This is a genomic window from Arthrobacter sp. NPDC057259 (genome assembly GCF_042668995.1).
GTDB lineage: Bacteria > Actinomycetota > Actinomycetes > Actinomycetales > Micrococcaceae > Arthrobacter.
In genome coordinates, this window is record NZ_JBHUYA010000005.1 from 181,384 (window position 1) to 200,648 (window position 19,265).

Genomic DNA, 19,265 nt, shown 5'->3' on the forward strand with positions numbered 1-19,265 from the left:
GGACGTAATGGAACTGTAAGGCCGCGCGCGCTTGTCGCGGCGCGCCGGCCCCCGGTTTGCCGCTAGTTTGGTATTCATGACGTCTTCCGATGCCGCACTGAACGATCTCCTGGGCGAAGCCCTCGCCTGGGCCGGACAGGACCCGGATCCGGCCACCGCCGCCGCCCTGGCCGAGCTCATCCGCCTCACCGAGGAAGGCGCTCCCGGCGCCCGCCAGGAACTCGCAGACAGCTTCAGCGGCACCCTGGAGTTCGGCACAGCAGGCCTCCGCGCCGCCCTCGGCCCCGGCCCGAACCGGATGAACCGCGTGGTGGTCCGGCGCGCCGCCGCAGGGCTCGCCGCCTTCCTCACCGGCGCCGTCGGCCAGGCCGTCGCCGGCACCCGGCCGCGCGCCGTCGTCGGCTACGACGCCCGGCACAACTCGGACGTGTTCGCCCGCGAGACCGCCGCCATCTTCACCGCCGCCGGCATCGAGACGTTTCTGATGCCCGCCGCACTGCCCACCCCGCTGCTCGCCTACGCCGTGCGCGCCCTGGACTGCGACGGCGGCGTGATGGTCACCGCCAGCCACAACCCCCCGCAGGACAACGGGTACAAGGTCTACCTGGGCCGGCACGCCGTCGAGGAGTCCGGCCGCGGCGCCCAGATCGTGGCACCGTACGACGCCCGGATCGCCGCCGAGATCGACGCCGTCGGCGCACTCGAGTCGATCGCCCTCGCCGAGGACGGCTGGACGGTCCTGGAGCCCTCCATCGCCACCGACTACCAGGCCGCCGTCGCGGCGCTGGTGATACCGGAGCACTTTCCGGCCCGCGACCTGAAGATCGTCCTGACCCCCATGCACGGCGTGGGCGGGGACACCGCCGTCGCGGTACTGAACGCCGCCGGCTTCGCGGACGTTACCCTGGTCACCGAGCAGGCCCTCCCGGACCCGGACTTCCCCACCGTCAGCTTCCCCAACCCGGAGGAACCCGGCGCCCTTGACCTGGCGCTGGAGACCGCTGCCCGGGTGGACGCGGACATCGTGATCGCCAACGACCCCGACGCCGACCGCGCCGCGGTGGCTGCCAAGGACCCGGACACCGGCGCCTGGCGGATGCTGCGCGGCGACGAGGTGGGCGCCCTGCTGGGCGCGCACGTCGTCGCCCGGCTCGCGGCCGACGGCGGCACTGGGCACGGCAGCGCTGTTGCGGGCGCCGCACAGGACGGCGAAACCGCCGGCGTGTTCGCCAATTCCATCGTTTCCTCCCGGCTGCTGGCACGGGTTGCCGCGGCCGCTGGCTACGAGCACCAGGAGACCCTCACCGGTTTCAAGTGGATCGCCCGTGTCCCGCACCTGCTCTACGGCTACGAGGAGGCCTTGGGCTACTGCGTGGCCCCGTCCCTGGTCCGGGACAAGGACGGGATCTCAGCCGCCGTGCTGATCGCCGAACTCGCCGCCGCGGCCAAGGCCGCCGGCAGGACCATCTTCGACACCCTCGACGAGCTGTATCTGGTGCACGGCCTGCACGCCAGCGACCAGCTCAGCATCCGGGTGGCGGACCTGGGCCTGCTGGACGCCATGATGAACCGGCTGCGGGTCAGCCCGCCGGAATCCTTCGGCGGCTCCGCCGTGGAGACCGCCGCGGACCTGGCCGAGGGCAGCGAGCAGCTCCCGCCCACCGACGGCCTGCTCTACCTGACCCGCGACGGCAGCCGCGTGATCATCCGGCCCAGCGGCACGGAGCCGAAGCTCAAGTGCTACCTGGAGGTGATCCGGGGCGTGGAATCCGCCGCCGGCCTGCCCCAGGCCCGGCAGGAGGCCCGCGCCGCGCTGGACGCCGTGCTGGCCGATGTGCGCGAGGCCCTGGGCCTCTAGGACCTCGGCGCCTTTAGCGCCCGGCCTCCCGGGGGCCCGGGCGCGCCGGTTAGAGATTCGGGCCGTGGCTAAAGCCGGATTTCGATGAAGCCGTCGGCGGCTCGTGCCGGGTAGGTTGCCAGCCGCAGCTCCGGGTTGCCGAGGCACTCCCCGGTCAGCAGGTCGTAGACCTCCTTGTGCAACGGGGACGCCAGGGTCCGCCGGGTCCCCCGCGATCCGGTGATCCCCCGGGCCATGACGTGCGCGCCGGTGGCCGGATCGGCGTGGTCGACGGCGAAGACCTCACCGCCGGCCGTGCGGAACACGGCCACCTGCCGGCCCGCGACCAGTGCCGCCTCACCCCAGCCCGGCTCCAGGTCCTGCACCGCGCAGATCCGGTGCCAGCCGGTCCCGTGCGTTCCCGCCATCTGCTCCGCAAAACTGCGGGCCGCGTCATCCAGTACGGCAGTCATCCGGGGCTCCTCCCTGCTTGCTTTCCGGTTTCCCGGCCGCCACTGCGGCCATTCCCCCACGCTAGGACCGTCGTGTAACGGCCGCATACAGCCCATGTGTCCGGCCGGTAAAAGAGACCTCACCCGGGCCGAAACCCGTCCGTGATGCAGAAGTTAAGACCACGAAACATTCGGGAAACTGACGCGAAACTGCCGCTGCCTAGGCTGGCCGGAGATGTTGCAGCACACCGCCTGCGGCCCAACGAAAGGCCACCCGTGACCGGACAGACCGCCAGCCCCCGCCCCTCCTCCCCCGCACCCGCCGCGGCGCGCCGCGTCGTCGTCGCCGGCGGCGGCCCCGCGGCCCACCGCTTCGTGGAGGCCATGCACGCCCGCGGCCTGGCCGGCTGGCAGATCACGGTGCTGACCGAGGAGGCCCACCTGCCCTACGACCGGGTGGCGCTGAGCAAGGCGCTGACGGATACCGCCGTGGACCTCACCCTGGGCGAGGCCTCCCTGTGGGACCACGGGGCGCTTACGCTCCGCACCGGCGAGCGCGCCACCGGCATCGACACCGCCGCGAAAACGGTGCAGACCGCCGCCGGCACCGTCTACCCCTACGACGAGCTGGTGGTCGCGACCGGCTCGGACGCGGCCCGCCTGCCCATCCCGGGCGCCGAACACACCCACGTCTACCGCACGCTGGAGGACGTCCGGGCCATCAACGCCGGAATCGCGGACCTCACCGCGGCGCTGGGCCGCACGGTCAACGCCGTCACCATCGGCGGCGGGCTGCTGGGCCTGGAGGCGGCGGCCGGCACCGCCCAGCTCGGCGCCAACCCGGTCGTCATCAACGGCTCCCCCTGGCTGATGAACACCCAGCTGGACGAGGGCGCCGGACAGGCCCTCGGCCGGCTGATCGAGGCCAAAGGCTTCACCGTCCACTGCGGCGTATTCCCCGCCGAGGTACTCTCCGACGACGCCGGCCGGGTCACCGGCGTGCTGCTGGCCGACGGTCGCGTGATCGACGCCGACATCGTCATCGCCGCCGTCGGCGTGCGGCCCCGCGACGAGCTGTTCCGCACCGGCGACGGCGGGCCGCAGCAGTTCCGGCTCGGCCCGCGCGGCGGCGTCGTGATCGGCGAGGACTGCCGCACCGAGGTCCCCGGGATCTGGGCGATCGGCGAAGTGGCCAATTTCGGCGGCATGTGCCTGGGCCTGGTAGCGCCGGCGAACACGATGGCGGAAATCGTCGCGGACCGGCTGCACGGCGGCGCCGCGACCTTCCCCGGCTTCGACACCGCCACCAAACTCAAGCTCTCCGGCGTCGACGTCGCCAGCTTCGGCGACGCCTTCGCCCGCACGGACCACGCGCTGGAGATCGTCTACGCGGACCCGGCCCGCGGCGTCTACCAAAAGATCGTCACCACCGACGACGCCACCACCCTGCTCGGCGGGATCTTCGTCGGCGACGCCGCGCCGTACACCGCGCTGCGGCCGCTGCTGGGCCGGGCACTGCCGGCCGAACCCGGCGCCTACCTCTCCGCGGCCGGCGGCGGAGTCGACGCCCTCGCGGCTGAACTGCCCGACGACGCCATCCTCTGCTCCTGCAACAACGTGGCCTCCGGGACCATCCGCGACGCGGTCAACGGCTGCGGCACCTGCGAGGGCAGCGAACCGGTGCGGGACCTCCCCGGGCTCAAGGGCTGCACCCGTGCCGGCACCAGCTGCGGATCCTGCGTCCCGATGCTCAAGAAGCTCCTGGACGGCGAACTCACCAAGTCCGGCGTCGAGGTCTCCAGGGCGCTGTGCGAACACATCGCGCTCTCCCGCCAGGAACTCTTCGACGCCGTCCGGGTCCTGGAACTGACCTCCTTCGAGGACGTCATGGCCCGCTACGGCAGCGGCGAGGGCTGCGATATCTGCAAGCCCACCATCGCCAACATCCTCGCCAGCCAGCACGGCGCATACGTCCTCGACGCCGGCCGCGGCACCCTCCAGGACACCAACGACCGGGCCCTGGCGAACATGCAAAAGGACGGCACCTACTCGGTGGTGCCGCGGATCGCGGGCGGTGAGATCACGCCGCAGAAACTCGGCGTGATCGCCGCCGTCGCCGAGCAATACGGCCTCTACACGAAGATCACCGGCGGCCAGCGGATCGACATGTTCGGCGCCCGGCTGGAACAGCTCCCGGAGATCTGGAAGCTGCTGGTGGACGCCGGGTTCGAATCCGGCCAGGCCTACGGCAAGAGCCTGCGCACCGTGAAGTCCTGCGTGGGGTCCACCTGGTGCCGCTTCGGGGTGCAGGATTCGGTGGCCATGGCCATCCGCCTGGAACTCCGGTACCGCGGCCTGCGCAGCCCGCACAAGCTGAAGATGGGGGTCTCCGGCTGCGCCCGCGAATGCGCCGAGGCCCGCGGCAAGGACGTCGGCGTGATCGCCACCGCGGACGGCTGGAACCTCTACGTCGGCGGCAACGGCGGCGCCACCCCGGCGCACGCCCAGCTTCTCGCCAAGGACCTCGACGACGAGACGCTGATCCGCTACATCGACCGCTACTTCATGTACTACATCCGCACCGCCGACCGGCTGCAGCGCACCGCCCGCTGGCAGGAGGAGCTCGACGGCGGCATCCGCCACGTCGAGGACGTGGTGGTGCACGACAGCCTGGGCATCGCCGCGGACCTCGAGGCAGCCATGGCCAAACACGTGGACACCTACGTCGACGAGTGGGCCGAGACCCTGCGGGATCCGGACCGGCTGCGCCGCTTCCGCTCCTTCGTCAACGCCCCGGGCCAGGCGGACGACTCCATCACCCTCGTCCCCGACGACCGCGGCCAGATGCGGCCCGCCACCGCGGAAGAGAAAAGCTCCCGGCTGATCGCCACGACCATCCCCGTCAGGTCGGCCGGCCCCGCCGCCGGCAAACCCACCGAAAGCAGGGTCTAAGCATGCAGCTCAGCATCGAACTCACCGGCCGGACCGTCCTGGTGGCCGGCACCGACGCCGCCGCCCGGCAGGCCGTCCTGCGCTACCGGGCCGCCGGCGCCGTCGTCCGCCGCCTCACCGGTCCGGACGCCCCGGCGGCCGCGGGTCCGCTGCCCTTCCTGGTGGCCGCGGTGGACGACGGCCAGCCCGGCTGGCCGGCCCGCCTGGACCGGTTCCGCGCCGCCGGCGTGCCGGTCGCCGCCGAACCCGCGGCCGGCCCGGCCGGGCACGTCACCCTGGTGGGCGGCGGCCCCGGTGCCGGGGAACTGCTGACCGTCGCCGCGGTGGCCGCCCTGCGCGACGCCGACGTCGTCTTCTACGACCGGCTGGCACCGCACCAGGACCTGCCGTCCCTGACCACCGCGGAGCTGGTGGACGTGGGCAAGACCCCCGGCCACCACAAGGTCAGCCAGGCCGGCATCGAGGAGTTGATGGTCAATGCCGCCCAGGCCGGCGCGAACGTGGTCCGGCTCAAGGGCGGAGACCCGTATGTCTTTGGCCGCGGCGGCGAGGAGGTGACCGCCTGCGTGCGCGCCGTGCTGCCGGTCCGGGTCATTTCCGGGGTCACCAGCGCCGTCTCCGTCCCGGCCGCCGCGGGCATCCCGGTCACCCACCGCGAGGTCAGCCGCCTGTTCACCGTGGTCTCCGGCCACGCCCCGCTGACCGAGGACGAGCACCGGCACCTGACCGGGCTCGGCGGGACCATCGTGGTGCTGATGGGCATCGGCACGCTCCACCAGCTGGCGGCCGGGCTGCGCCGGGCCGGGATGCGCGCGGACATGCCGGTGGCGGTGATCGAGCGCGGCTACCAGCCCGGCCAGCGAACCACCATCGCGGACCTGGGCGGCATCACCACGGCCGCTGCCGGCTGCGGCAACCCCGCCGTCCTGGTGATCGGCGAGGTGGTCCGGGTCGCGGAGGCGAACCGGGGCTGCGACGCCGCCGCGGCCGAACTGGACCGCCTCGCGGCGTCCCTGGTCGGGGCGTGAGGGCCGTGACCGTGAACAGCCTGGCCGGGACCGCCCCGGACACCGCCGGAACCGCCGACCTGCCACTGGAAGGGTTCCGGATCGGCGTCACCTCTCACCGACGCTCGCAGGACCTGATCGAGGCCCTGGAACGCCGCGGCGCCGAGGTGCTGCACGCACCGGCGCTGAAGATCGCCCCGGTGCAGGAGGACCACCGGCTGATCGAGGACAGCCGCGCCATCATCGAGGCCCGGCCGCAGCTGTGCATCGCCACCACTGCCTACGGCATGCGCCGCTGGTGCGAGGCGGCGGACAGCTTCGGCATCGGCGACCAGCTGCTGGAAACCCTGGGCGCCACCCGGATGTTCGTCCGCGGGCCCAAGGCCCGCGGCGCCGTGCGCGCGGCCGGCCTGGCCGACGTCGGGATCAGCAGCGACGAGACCACCGCAACCCTGGTGGACATGCTGCTGGCCGAGGGGGTGCGCGGGAAGACCGTCGCCGTCCAGCTGCACGGCTACACCGACGTCCGGCAGCTTGAGCGGCTCCGGATGTCCGGGGCAAACGTCATGACCGTCACCCCCTACCGCTGGGTCAAGCCCGAGGGCGCCGGCCGGCTGCCCAAGCTGATCGAGGCCGCCTGCAACGGCAGCCTCGACGTGCTGACCTTCACCTCCGCCCCCGCCGTCGACGCGCTGTGGAGCACCGCGCACGAGATGGGCCTGTACAAGCAACTGGTCGCGGCGCTGAAGACCACGGTGGCCACCGCCGTCGTCGGCCCCATCACCGCCCAGCCGCTGGTCGACGCCGGCGTGCAGCCGCTGGTGCCGGAACGGTTCCGGATGGGCGCGCTGATCCGGCTGGTCTGCGAGCACCTGGCCCTGAACCACGTCCGCAGGCTGGACACCGCCGCGGGCGCGGTGGAGCTGCGCGGCCGGTCGCTGCGGATCGACGGCGACCCCGTGGAACTGGCGCCCGCGCCGCTGCTGCTGATGCGGGCGCTGCTGGGGGCCGGCGGCGCCGTCCTGTCCCGCGAGTCGCTCTCCGAGCTGCTGGAACTGCGCGGCTCGGTGCACGCGCTGGACATGACCGTCAGCCGGCTCCGGTCCGCGCTGCCGGACGCCTCGCTCGTGGAAACCGTGGTGAAGCGCGGCTACCGGCTCCGGGTGTGAGCCACGCCATTACCAGCTGGTAACAATTGGCGAACAGGGAGCGAAAATACCGCAACACAGCAGAAACGTGCGCGAAAAACCGGCCTCCTACGCTGGGGAACAACAGAAACAGGGGCCACACCAGCAGGCCCGCCAGCGAAAGGGCCAGCACATGTCCGCACCGAAATCCTCCGCCGCCAGCACCGCCTCCACCACCGTGGCCTCCTCGCCGCGGATCGTGATCGCCGGGGCCGGCCCGGCGGCGCAGGCCCTGGTCCGCCAGCTCACCCGCACCCCGTTCGGCGGCGCCATCACGGTCCTCAGCAACCGGGACGACGCCCCGGCGGAACTGCTGGAGCTGGCCGTCCTCCCCCAGGTCTCGGTCCGGTTCGGCCAGCCCGCCAGCTTCATCGACGCCGAGCAGCGGCGGGTGACGACGGCGGACGGCCTCGAATTCGGCTACGACCAGCTGGTCATCGCCACCGGCTCGGCCCCGGCCCTGGCCCCGATCGAGGGCTCGGGCCGGTGCCTGAGCTACTCCACGATCGACGACGCCGGCACCCTCGGCGACGCGGTCAAGGACGTCACCCGGGTCCTGGGCCGGCGGCCGCTGGGCATCCTGGTGGGCACCGGCACGGCAGCGGGACAGGCCGAGGCGGTGCTGCGGGCCCGCGGCGTCCGCCCGGTCCGCACCACGCTGCGGCCCGCCGCCGTCGTCGCCACCCTCGCCGGGTCCGTGCTGCCGGCCTCCGGGATCGTCTTCGAGGACGGCTCCAGCATGAGCGGTGACCTGGTGGTCCTCGCCGAGGAGCGGATCTCCCGGGACGCGCTGGCCCGCACCGCCGGGCTGGCCACCGCCGCCCAGGGCGGGATCCTGGTGGGCGCCGACTACCGCACCTCCGTGCCCGGGATCTGGGCGATCGGCGACGCCGCGGCGCTCGACGGCGTCCGGCTGGGCCTGTTGGTGGCCGCCGGTTCCGCCGCCAGCATCTGCGCCGCCGGGCTCGTGCAGGCCTGCCTCCAGGTCCCCGTCGCGGCCGCCGCCTGAGCGGGCTCCCTAGCCCAAGACGGCGTGCTCCCATATGGCAAGATGGTGCACTGAGAAGCCACGACGCGCGCCGCGTCAGCAGCCGGGCCGGCCATGATCCGTCCCGTCAGGAAAGGGACCACCATGAGCAACGACGCCACCACGGCCGGGGCCTCCGGCACCGGCCAGGACCTCCACCACGGCACCGGCAACATCGCCGCGTTCATCGACCACACCCTGCTCAAGCCGGAGGCCGGCGAGGCCGACGTGCTCAAGGTCTGCTCCGAGGCCGCCGAGTACCAGTTCAAGTCCGTCTGCGTGAACCCGATCTGGGTCAAGACCGTCAAGACCGCCCTCAAGGGTTCCGGCGTGCTGACCTGCTCCGTGATCGGCTTCCCGCTCGGTGCGACGCCCAGCGACGTCAAGGCCTTCGAGGCCCGCGGCGCCGTGCTCGACGGCGCGGACGAGATCGACATGGTGATCAACATCGCCGCCGCCCGCGCCGGCGACAAGGGCGCCCTGGTCGATGACATCCGTGCCGTGGCCGAGACCGTCCACGCCGGCGGCGCCATCCTCAAGGTCATCATCGAGACGTCCCTGCTGGACGACGCGCAGAAGGTCCTCGCCTGCGAGGCCGCCGTCGAGGCCGGCGCCGACTTCGTCAAGACCTCCACCGGCTTCAACGGCGGCGGCGCGACGGTCGAAGACGTCACCCTGATGCGCCGCACCGTGGGACCGGACCTGGGCGTCAAGGCATCCGGCGGCGTGCGGTCCCTTGCCGACGCGCAGGCTATGATAGCTGCTGGTGCAACACGTATTGGCGCCAGCTCCGGCATCGCGATCGTCAAGGGCGAACAGGGTTCGTCCGCGTACTGACCGCCCCGCCGGAACCACGCCGCCACAGTTTTTACAGCCCCGCGGGGCCGAGGAGGAACGAATGTCCAGCAACAACGGCAAGACCGCCAAGACCCCCAGGTTCGAGAACAACCTGGCATCCAGCGTGGTGCTGTTTGTCATCATGATGGCGCTCTTCTTCGGCGCACTGTACTCGCTGTCGTTCCTGACCCTGGGCAACCCCTGGCCGATGCTTGCCTGCCTGGTGCTGTTCGCCCTGGCGTTCTGGATCCCGCAGACCATCACCGGCCGCTCGGACTCGGCCGGCGAACACTAAGCCTCGTCCCACGCCTGAAGCCCCGGTTCGCCGGGGCTTCAGGCGTTTAACTGCCGGTTCCGGACGGGCGCGGCGGTTTCGGACGGGCGCACCCCGGACCCGCTGTGCGCGGGTCCGAAACCGTAGCGGAAATGTGCCACGCCGACGGGCAGCCTGCGGCTAGCTTCCCGTGCCGAGCAGCCGGCCGACGACGGCGGAGCCGAAGGCGACGGCCGCCGGGAAGTGCCCGCGGGCGACGTCGACGGCGGCGACGCACATCCCCACCATGGCGTAGGCGCCGACGGGGATCAGCACCAGCCACTCGCGCCGCGAACCGGCCCGGCCCAGGAGCGGGATGGAGAACGCCCCATTGGCTTTCCAGACGTCCTTGACCAGCGGCAGCCTGCGCAGGAACTTCGGCGGTTTGACCACGATCGGCCACAGCAGAGGCACTCCCCCGGTGGTGATCATGTCCCCAAGGATGTGCACCAGCACGCCGGTCAGCATCGACACCGGCAGCCAGGACCACTGATGCGGGGCGAACCAGGTCACCAGCCCGGCCATGGTGAGCGCGAAGATCCAGTTGCTGACCACCCCATACTTGGGGAAGAGCTTGAGCGCCTTCGCGGCGATGTTGATTAGGAACATGCACAGCAGCCCGGCGCCCACCGAGAGCAGGCCCCAGTCGGTCTGCAGCTGGATTTTCCCGGCCAGCGCGGCCAGCAGTACGAAGAACGCCGCCCCCAACACCGAGTGGGTGCCCTGGCGGTGGCCGCCGGAGGCGTTCTCGATCCCCACGGCGATCAGGTTCGAGAGCGGCGGCAGCGCGTGCGCCACCGTGGACGAACGGTGGTCCCAGTCGCAGATCAGCGCCGTCCCCGCCGTCGCCATCCCGCCGATGACGATCCCGGCGGGATCCAGCGGGTACCAGCCGAGCGTGTACGGCCCGGTCGAGGCAATAGCCACCCACGCCGCGGCACCTGACGCGGCGTGGTGTCCTCCCATCACGGCCTAGCCCGCGGCGGGCGGGGCGTCGGTGAAGATCGCCTCGATCACGCTGTTGGCCCAGGCCAGGATCTCGGCGTCCTGCAGGTCGCGGCCGCCGATCCGGGCGGTCTTGGGCTTGGGAATGAGCACCGCGTCCAGCGCCGGCTTGGTCTGCGAGCCCGGGTACATCCGGGCCAGCCGCATCTGCTTGGACTCGGGTAGCTGGGCGGGCGAGAACTTAATGAAGTTCCCCTGCAGGGCGACGTCGGTCAGGCCGGCCTCGCGCGCCCCGACCCGGAAGCGGGCCACGGCCACGAGGTTCTGCGCGGGCAGCGGCAACTCCCCGTAGCGGTCCACCAGCTCGGCCTCGACCTCCTCGATCGCCTCGTTGGTGAGCGCCGACGCCAGCTTCCGGTACGCCTCGAGGCGGAGGCGTTCGCCGGGGACGTAGTCGTGCGGCAGGTGCGCGTTGACAGGCAGCTCGATCTTCATCTCGGCGGCCTTTTCCTCGGCCTCGCCGCGGTAATCCGCCACGGCCTCGCCGACCAGCCGGATGTAGAGGTCAAAGCCGACGCCCTGGATGTGGCCGGATTGTTCGCCGCCCAGCAGGTTGCCGGCGCCGCGGATCTCGAGGTCCTTCATGGCCAGCTGCATGCCGGCGCCAAGCTCATTGTGGGTGGCCACGGCCTTGAGCCGCTCCAGCGCCACCTCGCCCAGCGGTTTCTCCGAGGGGTAGAGGAAGTAGGCGTAGGCGCGTTCCCGGCCGCGGCCCACACGCCCGCGCAGCTGGTGCAGCTGCGAGAGCCCGTACTTGTCCGCGCCGTCGACGATCAGGGTGTTGGCGTTGGAGATGTCCAGGCCGGTCTCGATGATGGTGGTGCAGACCAGGACGTCGAAGCGCTTCTCCCAGAAGTCCACGATGATCTGCTCCAGCCGGCTCTCGGACATCTTGCCGTGCGCCACCTCCACGCGCGCCTCGGGCACGAGTTCGCGGATCTTCGCGGCGGTGCGCTCGATCGTGGAGACCCGGTTGTGGACGAAGAAGACCTGCCCCTCGCGCATCAGCTCGCGGCGGATCGCGGCGGAGGTCTGCTTGTCCGTGTACGGGCCCACGTAGGTCAGCACCGGGTGCCGCTCCTCCGGCGGGGTGGCCAGGGTGGAGGTCTCGCGGATGCCGGTCAGCGACATCTCCAGGGTGCGCGGGATCGGCGTCGCGCTCATGGCCAGGACGTCCACGTTGGTGCGCATCTTCTTCAGCGCCTCCTTGTGTTCGACGCCAAAGCGCTGCTCCTCGTCCACGATCACCAGGCCCAGGTCCTTGAACTCGAAGTCCTTGGACAGCAGCCGGTGGGTGCCGATGACGACGTCGACCGCGCCGGTCTTGACGCCTTCGGCCGTCTCCTTGGCCTCCTTGGCGGCCTGGAAGCGGGACAGGGGCCGGACCCGCAGCGGGAACCCGGAGAACCGCTCGGTGAAGGTCTCATAGTGCTGCTGGGCGAGCAGGGTAGTGGGCACCAGCACGGCCACCTGCTTGCCGTCCTGGACGGCCTTGAACGCGGCCCGGACGGCGATCTCGGTCTTGCCGTAGCCGACGTCGCCGGAGACCAGGCGGTCCATCGGGATCTCCCGTTCCATGTCCGCCTTGACCTCGTTGATGGTGGTCAGCTGGTCCGGGGTCTCCACATAGGGGAAAGCCTCCTCCAGCTCGCGCTGCCAGGGCGTGTCCGGGCCGAAGGCGTGGCCGCGGGAGGCCATCCGGGCCGAGTAGAGCCGGATCAGCTCGCCGGCGATCTCCTTGACCGCCTTGCGGGCCTTGGACTTGGTGCTGGCCCAGTCGGAGCCGCCCATCTTGCTCAACACCGGAGTGTCGCCGCCGACATAGCGGGTGACCTGGTCCAGCTGGTCGGTGGGGACGAAGAGCCGGTCGCCGGGGGCGCCGCGCTTGGACGGGGCGTACTCAAGCACCAGGTACTCGCGCACACCGTCGCCTCCACCGGCCACCTTGCGCTGGATCAGCTCGACGAACCGTCCGATGCCGTGCTGTTCGTGCACCACGAAGTCCCCGGCGAGCAGCTGCAGCGGGTCGACGGCGTTGCGCCGCTTGGAGGGCATCCGCCGCATGTCCTTGGTGGACCCGGCGGACGTGCGGCCCAGCAGGTCCGCCTCGGTCAGCAGCGCCGTCTTGAGCCCGTCCAGGACGAAGCCGCGGCCCACGCATGCGGTGGTGACCTCGATCAACCCCGGCTGCGGCTCCGCTTCGAGCGTCTCGACCCGGGCGCAGGGGATGTCGTTGTCGTGGAACAACTCGGCGAGGCGCTGGGCGGGGCCGGGGCCCTCGGTGGCGACCACGATCCGCCACTGGTCGCGCACGTGCGAGCCGATGAAGTCCATCATCTCGGCGACGTCGCCCTGGTAGCCGCGCGGTTCGCGGGCGTGCAGGTTCACGACGTCGATGTCCGGCAGCAGCTCCTCGTCGCTGGCCAGGGAGCTGATCGACCACCAGGACACCTGGTGCTCCAGCGCGGTGGCGCGGGTCTCGGCCAAGGACCGGAAGCTGGCCGAGTGCAGCGCCTCGGACGCGGCGGCGCTCAAATCCAGCGGTGCAGACCCGCCGTCGGACGCGGTGGACCAGGCCGCCTCGAGGAATTCCTCGTTAGTGGCGGCGAGGTCGTGGGCGCGGGTGCGGACCTTCTCGGGTTCGATCACGACGGCGATCGAACCGGCCGGGAACTGGTCCACGAACGGAACCATCGAATCCACCAGCACCGGGGCGAGGGACTCCATGCCCTCGACGGCAATGCCGCCGGCGATCTTCTCCAGCATGTCCGCGGCGGCCGGCAGCTGGGACTTCAGCGTCGCGGCGCGGGACATCACGGAGGGGGTGATCAGGATTTCGCGACACGGCGGGGCGTGCAGTTTGGTGGGGTGGTGCACGCCGGGGGCGGTCAGCGAGCGCTGGTCGGCGACGGCGAACCAGCGCATCTGTTCGACCTCGTCGCCGAAGAACTCCACCCGGATGGGGTGGTCCTCGGTGGGCGGGAAGACGTCCAGCATGCCGCCGCGGACGGCGAACTCGCCGCGCCGGGTGACCATGTCCACCCGGGCGTAGGCGGCGGCCGCGAGGTTCTTCACCACCTCGCCGAACGGGGCCTCCTGGCCCACCGTCAGGGTCACGGGCACCAGCTCTCCCAGCCCCGCCACGATCGGCTGGACGACGGCGCGGACGGGGGCGACGACCACGCGCAGCGGCGTGCCGGAGGCCTCCGGGTGGGCCAGACGGCGCAGCACGGAGAGGCGGCGGCCGACGGTGTCCGAGCGCGGGGAGAGCCGTTCGTGCGGGAGGGTCTCCCAGCTGGGGAATTCGGCGATGCTGCCGGCGGGCAGGAACGCGTCCAGGGCCTGCACCAGGTCCTCCGCCTCACGCCCGGTGGCGGTCACGGCCAACACGACGGGTGCGGCGGTGCCGCCGGCGTCGGACGCGAGCAGGCCGTCCGAGACCTCGGCGAGCAGGGCCGCGCGCAGCCCGGCCGGGGCGCTGAGCTGGTAGCCCTCGCTGCGGGCGGAGACCGGCCGGGATGCCTCGGCCTGCACCCGGGCGAAGGTTGAGTCCCGGGCGAGGACGCGCCGCAGGCCGGTAAGTGAGGGGCCGGGAAGGCTCATGGCGGAAACTCCTGAACTGATCGCTGACGTGCAGGCAACACGAATACCCGGAATTCGCAAGAATCCCGGGTGATTCCAGCCTACCGCCACCGGAGCGGACCGGGCACCCGGGGGCTAAGCTGGCAGGACGGGCCCGGCCCGTTCCGGCTCCCCTTCCACGCCTGTTTCGTGGCAGCGGGACGTCCGGCGGCCCCGCCGCTCCGAATGGCTAATATCCGCAACGAGAAGGAGCCACCCGCAATGACCGGCATCCCCCCTACCCCGCACCCGAAGACGGTCCTGGTCACCGGCGCCACCGGCTACATCGGCGGCCGGCTGGTCCCCCGGCTGCTGGAGGCCGGGCACAAGGTCAAAGTCCTGGTCCGGACGCCGGCGAAGATCGCGGGCGTGCCCTGGCTGGAGCAGGTGGAGGTAGTGCAGAGCAGCCTCGACGACGGCGCGGCACTCAAGGCGGCCCTGGCCGGCGTCGACGTCCTCTACTACCTGGTCCACTCGATGGCCGGCGGCTCGGGCTTCGAGGCCAAGGAAAAGGCGATGGCAGCCCTCACCGCGGAGGCCGCCGAGTCCGCCGGCGTGGACCGGATCGTCTACCTCGGCGGCCTGCACCCCTCCGGCGCGGAGCTTTCCACCCACATGCGCTCCCGCGAGGCCGTGGGCAAGATCTTCCTGGACAGCCCCGTGGACGCCGTCGTCTTCCAGGCCGGCGTGGTGATCGGCTCCGGCTCCGCGTCCTTTGAGATGATCCGGCACCTGTCCGAGACGCTGCCGCTGATGCCGGCCCCCAGCTGGGTGCGGAACAAGATCGAGGCGATCGCCGTGCGCGACGTGCTCTACTACCTGGTCGGCGCCGCCTCGCTGGAGGGCCCGATCAACCGCACCTTCGACATCGGCTCCCGGCAGGTGCTCACCTACGCCGGGATGATGCAGGAGTACGCCGCGGAGGCCGGCCTGCCCTACCGGATGGTGCTGGCCCTGCCCGTTCCGGCTCCGAAGCTGGCCGGCATGTGGGTGGCCCTGACCACGCCAATCCCGCTGTCCATGTCCCTGCCGCTGGTGGAATCTCTCCAGCACGACGCCGTGGCGCGCGAACACGACATCGACGACTTCATCCCGCAGCCCGACGGCGGCCTGACCCCCTACCGCCGGGCCGTCGCCCTGGCCCTGGGCCGGGAACGCGACGGGCAGGTGGAGACCACGTGGGCGAACGCGGGCGCCGACGCCGACCCGCTGCCGAGCGACCCGGAGTGGGCCGGGCATCGGGTCTATGTGGACGAGCGCAGCTATTCCAGCCCGGCGGCTCCGGACCACGTCTGGACCATCATCGAGGGCATCGGCGGGCAGAACGGCTGGTACTCCCTGCCGCTGGCGTGGAGCGTGCGCGGCTGGCTGGACAAGCTGACCGGCGGGGCCGGGCTGGCCCGCGGCCGGCGCCACCCGCGGCTGCTGGCCGAGGGCGAAGTGGTGGACTGGTGGCGGGTGGAGCGGATCGACCGCGGCCGGCTGCTCCGGCTCCGTGCCGAGATGCGCGCCCCGGGCCGGGCCTGGCTGGAGCTCATGGTGGAAGCGGAGGGCAACGGCAGCCTCTACCGGCAGCGGGCCATCTTTTTCCCCAAGGGGCTCAGCGGCAAGCTCTACTGGCTGGCCGTGCTGCCGTTCCACAGCCTGATTTTCCCCGCCATGTCGCGGAACATCGCGGCGGCGGCCCAACGGCTCGCAGAGACAGAACCAGAGGCGAAACCAGTGCCGGAACCGGAACGGGCGCCGAAGACCGAATCGGAACCGGCCGGGCCTAACGCGTAAGATGTTTGGAGCCCGAAACGACCCCTTCCACCCCCTGGAGGACCCCAATGGCCCTGAGCGCATCCACCACCCTTCCGCACACCGTCGAGAGTGTCACGGCAGTCTTCGCCAACGAGGACTTCCTGCGCCACACCAGTGAACTGGTCGGCGGCACCCTGGAATCGTTCGCCGTCGACGGCGATACGGCCGGCGCATTCAACACCACCACCGTGCGCACCATCCCCACCACCCGGATGCCGGACATCGCCCGGAAGTTCGTCGGCGAGAGCCTGAAGGTCACCCAGCTTGAGAGCTGGGGCGCCCCGGCGGCAGACGGTTCGCGGGAAAGCAACATCTCCCTCAAGGTCGCCGGCGCCCCGCTGGACGTCACCGCCGTGCAGCGCCTCGTGGCCGAGGGCGGCAGCACCCGCATCGAACTCGAGGGAACCGTGTCCTCTTCCGTGCCGTTCCTCGGCGGGAAAATCGCCGACGCCGCCGAGCCGATGGTGGGCAAGGCCCTGAACATCCAGGCCACCCAGGCGCAGGCCTGGCTCGAAAGCCACTAGGCCATGCAGCTTCCCGTCCTCGCCGCCGTCGTCCTGATCATCGCCGGCATCTGGTCGCTGGTGGTCTGGCCGCAGTTCCTGCGCCGCGTGCGCAACGATCCGCGGGCCCGTGACGCCAATGGCAAGGCCACCCGGTTCCTGACCGTGCACGTGGTGCTGGTCAGCATCTCGATGGTGCTCGGTGCGGCCACGGCCGGGATCGGGATCGTCGGGCTCTTCTGATTCCGCGGTCCCTTCCGGACCCCACCCGGCCGTCGCGAAATGTGAGTAGGTAACCCGCTCACGTAAGCGGCGGCCGGGTCTTTTTTTGCGTGGACCGCACGCTGTTTCCGGCCGCCGGGCCGCCGTCCAATGGTGCTATGGACATGGATGGAATGGAACGGGTCTGGCACGGCAGCCACCGGAAGCCGGGCGGACGGAACTGGTCGATGTACACCGCTTTGGCCATGATGGTCCTGCTCTTCGGAGTCATCGCCAGCTACGTGCCCTAGCTCTCCTGCCGGCCCAGCGCCTGGGTGAGGGCGTCCTCGGCGGCAACCCAGGAGAGCATGGCGCACTTGACCCGCGCGGCGTAGCGGGACACACCCTCGAACGCGGCCGCGTCGCCGAGGATCTCCGGATCCGCGGCCACCTTGCCGCGGGAGCGCAGCACCTCACGGAAGCTGTCGATGATGCGCTGCAATTCCGCCGTGTCCAGGTCCTCGGCGAGCTCGGTCAGGACCGAGGCGGACGCCATCGAGATCGAGCACCCCTCACCGTCCCAGCGGAGGTCGCTGACCTTCCCGCCGGCCACGGACACCCGCACGGTGATCTCGTCGCCGCAGGTCGGGTTCAGCTGGTGCGACTGGCCGGACGCGGCCCCCGCAGGAAACTCCGCCCCCGCATCCAGGCCGTTGCCGTGCCGTTCCTTGGCGTGCTCAAGGATGATTTGTTGGTACAGCTGGTCAAGGCTCACGGGCGGTCCTCAGGCGTTGAAGTAGGGACGGACACCGGCGACCGCGTCCAGGAACGCGTCGACGTCGTCGGTGGTGTTGTACAGGTAGGTGCTGGCGCGGGTGCTCGCCGTCAGGCCCAGGCGGCGGTGCAGCGGCTGGGCGCAGTGGTGGCCCACGCGCACGGCGATGCCGCGGCTGTCCAGGAACTGCCCGACGTCGTGGGCGTGGACGCCGGCGACGTCGAACGCGGCCAGGCCGATCCGTTCCCGGCCGGCGGCGGGGCCGAGGACGCGGATGCCGGGGATCGCCTCGAGGCCCTCGACGAGCCGCTGGCCGAGCGTGGCCTCCCAGGCGTGGATCCGGGCCAGGCCGGTCTCGGTCAGGTAGTTCGCCGCGGCCGCGAGCGCCACCGCCTGGGAGATCCGCTGCGTTCCGGCCTCGAAGCGCTGCGGGCTGGGCAGGAAGCCGGCGCGGTCCATGGTGACCGTGGTGATCATGGAGCCGCCGGTGAGGAACGGGGGCATGGCGTTGAGCAGCTCCGAGCGGCCGTAGAGGCCGCCGATCCCGGTGGGTCCGAGCATCTTGTGGCCGGAGAAGACGGCGAAGTCCACGTCCAGGGCCTTGACGTCGAGCTCCAGGTGCGGGGCGGACTGGCAGGCATCAAGGACCACCAGCGCGCCGACGGTCCGGGCCAGTGCGACCAGGTCGGTAACGGGGTTGATGGTGCCGAGGACGTTGGAGGCATGGGTGAAGGCCAGGACCCTTGTGCGGGGGCCGATCAGCCGGGCGGCGGCCTCCAGGTCCAGGGCACCGGAGTCGTCCACGGGGATGTAGTCCAGGGCGGCGCCGGTCCGGGCGGCGAGCTGCTGCCACGGGATGAGGTTGGCGTGGTGCTCCATCTCGGTGACCACGATCCGGTCGCCGGCGCCGAGGGCGAACCGGGCGGCCTCCGCGGGGGCGCCGGGCAGGGAGGCGTTGAGGAAGGAGTAGCTGAGCAGGTTCAGGCCCTCGGTGGCGTTCGAGGTCCAGATCAGTTCGTCGTCCCCGGCGCCGATCAACGCGGCGACGGTTTCCCGGGCGTCCTCGAAGACGTCGGTGGCCTCCACGGCCAGGTGGTGGGCACCCCGGTGCACGGCGGCGTTGCGCTGCTCGTAGAACTCCTGCTCAGCCTCGAGGACGCTGATGGGGTTCTGCGAGGTGGCACCGGAGTCCAGGTACACCAGCGGCTGGCCGTTCACGGGCCGGTTGAGGATCGGGAAGTCGTTGCGGATCCTCAGGACCTCGTCGTTCCCCAGGGCCGGGGCCGGGCTGGGCAGGTGGGCTGGTGGTGCAACCATGGGTGGAACTCCTGATCGGCAGTCGCTGCGTCGGCGGCCGCCGGCGGGTGAGCGCGGCGTGGGCGGCCGATTACGTTACACAGATTTAGCCTAATTATTCCACGGCCCGGCCGGATGCCCCACGGAGGTCCCCCTTACCGCCGAAACTTACCGCCGGAATGTGGGGCGCTCCCGGGCTTCTCCCCCGCGCTCCGGTCAGCCAAAGGCCACGTGCCGATCAGACAAGCGCCCTGTCCCGGGCAGCCAAACGCCCCGCCGGCGGGCCTTGGGTTCCCGGGCGGGGCGTTTGATTCCTGCGTCTGCCGCCGGATGGACCCGGCGGGAGACCGTAAAGGGAGCCGGCGGCGGCTGGGGGGAGAGCCTCGGTCTCAGAAGGCTCTGACGCCGCCGGCTCCGTCTAGGGGGTACGGCTGCCGGGTGGGGGCACC

16 protein-coding genes are annotated in these 19,265 nt (G+C 71.4%); 11 read left to right on the forward strand and 5 right to left on the reverse strand.

What is annotated here, in order from left to right:
- The first annotated feature begins 76 nt into the window (after positions 1 to 76).
- Positions 77 to 1,858, forward strand: a complete 1,782-nt coding sequence (locus ACFUCU_RS10100; protein WP_377972367.1) for a phospho-sugar mutase — start codon at positions 77 to 79, stop codon at positions 1,856 to 1,858.
- A 68-nt stretch (positions 1,859 to 1,926) separates the two neighbouring features.
- Here ACFUCU_RS10100 and nirD read toward each other — a convergent pair whose 3' ends face one another.
- Complete coding sequence (gene nirD, locus ACFUCU_RS10105) at positions 1,927 to 2,310, reverse strand: nitrite reductase small subunit NirD (protein WP_377972368.1); 384 nt, start codon at positions 2,308 to 2,310, stop codon at positions 1,927 to 1,929.
- A 255-nt stretch (positions 2,311 to 2,565) separates the two neighbouring features.
- Here nirD and nirB point away from each other — a divergent pair, with 255 nt between their 5' ends.
- From nirB to ACFUCU_RS10135, 6 genes are all read left to right on the forward strand, one after another.
- Positions 2,566 to 5,241, forward strand: a complete 2,676-nt coding sequence (nirB, locus tag ACFUCU_RS10110) for a nitrite reductase large subunit NirB (RefSeq protein ID WP_377972370.1) — start codon at positions 2,566 to 2,568, stop codon at positions 5,239 to 5,241.
- Positions 5,242 to 5,243: 2 nt separating this feature from the next.
- Positions 5,244 to 6,269 carry a uroporphyrinogen-III C-methyltransferase gene (cobA, locus tag ACFUCU_RS10115; RefSeq protein WP_377972372.1) on the forward strand — a complete coding sequence of 342 codons (1,026 nt, stop codon included), beginning with the start codon at positions 5,244 to 5,246 and terminating at the stop codon, positions 6,267 to 6,269.
- A 5-nt stretch (positions 6,270 to 6,274) separates the two neighbouring features.
- Positions 6,275 to 7,417 carry a uroporphyrinogen-III synthase gene (locus ACFUCU_RS10120; protein ID WP_377972373.1) on the forward strand — a complete coding sequence of 381 codons (1,143 nt, stop codon included), beginning with the start codon at positions 6,275 to 6,277 and terminating at the stop codon, positions 7,415 to 7,417.
- A gap of 151 nt (positions 7,418 to 7,568) precedes the next feature.
- Positions 7,569 to 8,444 carry an FAD-dependent oxidoreductase gene (locus ACFUCU_RS10125; RefSeq protein WP_377972375.1) on the forward strand — a complete coding sequence of 292 codons (876 nt, stop codon included), beginning with the start codon at positions 7,569 to 7,571 and terminating at the stop codon, positions 8,442 to 8,444.
- 123 nt (positions 8,445 to 8,567) lie between these two features.
- Positions 8,568 to 9,299: a deoxyribose-phosphate aldolase gene (deoC, locus tag ACFUCU_RS10130; RefSeq protein ID WP_364136913.1), complete on the forward strand. Its 732-nt coding sequence runs from the start codon at positions 8,568 to 8,570 to the stop codon at positions 9,297 to 9,299.
- A gap of 61 nt (positions 9,300 to 9,360) precedes the next feature.
- Positions 9,361 to 9,594, forward strand: a complete 234-nt coding sequence (locus ACFUCU_RS10135; protein WP_290258496.1) for a hypothetical protein — start codon at positions 9,361 to 9,363, stop codon at positions 9,592 to 9,594.
- Between the two features lie 159 nt (positions 9,595 to 9,753).
- On the opposite strand, the gene ACFUCU_RS10140 is transcribed toward ACFUCU_RS10135, so the two are convergent.
- Both ACFUCU_RS10140 and mfd read right to left on the reverse strand, forming a co-directional pair.
- The gene (locus tag ACFUCU_RS10140) at positions 9,754 to 10,578 is read right to left on the reverse strand and encodes a metal-dependent hydrolase (RefSeq protein ID WP_377972377.1); all 825 of its coding nucleotides are present in this window, start codon (positions 10,576 to 10,578) and stop codon (positions 9,754 to 9,756) included.
- Between the two features lie 6 nt (positions 10,579 to 10,584).
- Positions 10,585 to 14,220, reverse strand: a complete 3,636-nt coding sequence (mfd, locus tag ACFUCU_RS10145; RefSeq protein ID WP_377972379.1) for a transcription-repair coupling factor — start codon at positions 14,218 to 14,220, stop codon at positions 10,585 to 10,587.
- A gap of 240 nt (positions 14,221 to 14,460) precedes the next feature.
- Here mfd and ACFUCU_RS10150 point away from each other — a divergent pair, with 240 nt between their 5' ends.
- The 4 genes from ACFUCU_RS10150 (at position 14,461) to ACFUCU_RS10165 (ending at position 17,056) form a co-directional block, all read left to right on the forward strand.
- Complete coding sequence (locus tag ACFUCU_RS10150; protein WP_377972381.1) at positions 14,461 to 16,020, forward strand: SDR family oxidoreductase; 1,560 nt, start codon at positions 14,461 to 14,463, stop codon at positions 16,018 to 16,020.
- A gap of 47 nt (positions 16,021 to 16,067) precedes the next feature.
- Positions 16,068 to 16,565, forward strand: a complete 498-nt coding sequence (locus ACFUCU_RS10155) for a DUF2505 domain-containing protein (protein ID WP_290258501.1) — start codon at positions 16,068 to 16,070, stop codon at positions 16,563 to 16,565.
- Positions 16,566 to 16,568: 3 nt separating this feature from the next.
- Complete coding sequence (locus tag ACFUCU_RS10160; RefSeq protein ID WP_377972383.1) at positions 16,569 to 16,787, forward strand: SCO4848 family membrane protein; 219 nt, start codon at positions 16,569 to 16,571, stop codon at positions 16,785 to 16,787.
- A gap of 137 nt (positions 16,788 to 16,924) precedes the next feature.
- Positions 16,925 to 17,056 (forward strand): hypothetical protein, encoded by a 132-nt coding sequence (locus ACFUCU_RS10165; RefSeq protein WP_377972384.1) that lies wholly within the window; start codon positions 16,925 to 16,927, stop codon positions 17,054 to 17,056.
- Here the strand turns inward: ACFUCU_RS10165 and sufU are convergent.
- Positions 17,053 to 17,520 (reverse strand): Fe-S cluster assembly sulfur transfer protein SufU, encoded by a 468-nt coding sequence (gene sufU / locus ACFUCU_RS10170; protein ID WP_364136901.1) that lies wholly within the window; start codon positions 17,518 to 17,520, stop codon positions 17,053 to 17,055. The two genes, ACFUCU_RS10165 and sufU, sit on opposite strands and share 4 nt — an antisense overlap.
- Positions 17,521 to 17,529: 9 nt before the next feature.
- The gene (locus tag ACFUCU_RS10175) at positions 17,530 to 18,837 is read right to left on the reverse strand and encodes a SufS family cysteine desulfurase (protein ID WP_377972386.1); all 1,308 of its coding nucleotides are present in this window, start codon (positions 18,835 to 18,837) and stop codon (positions 17,530 to 17,532) included.
- Between the last annotated feature and the right edge of the window lie 428 nt (positions 18,838 to 19,265).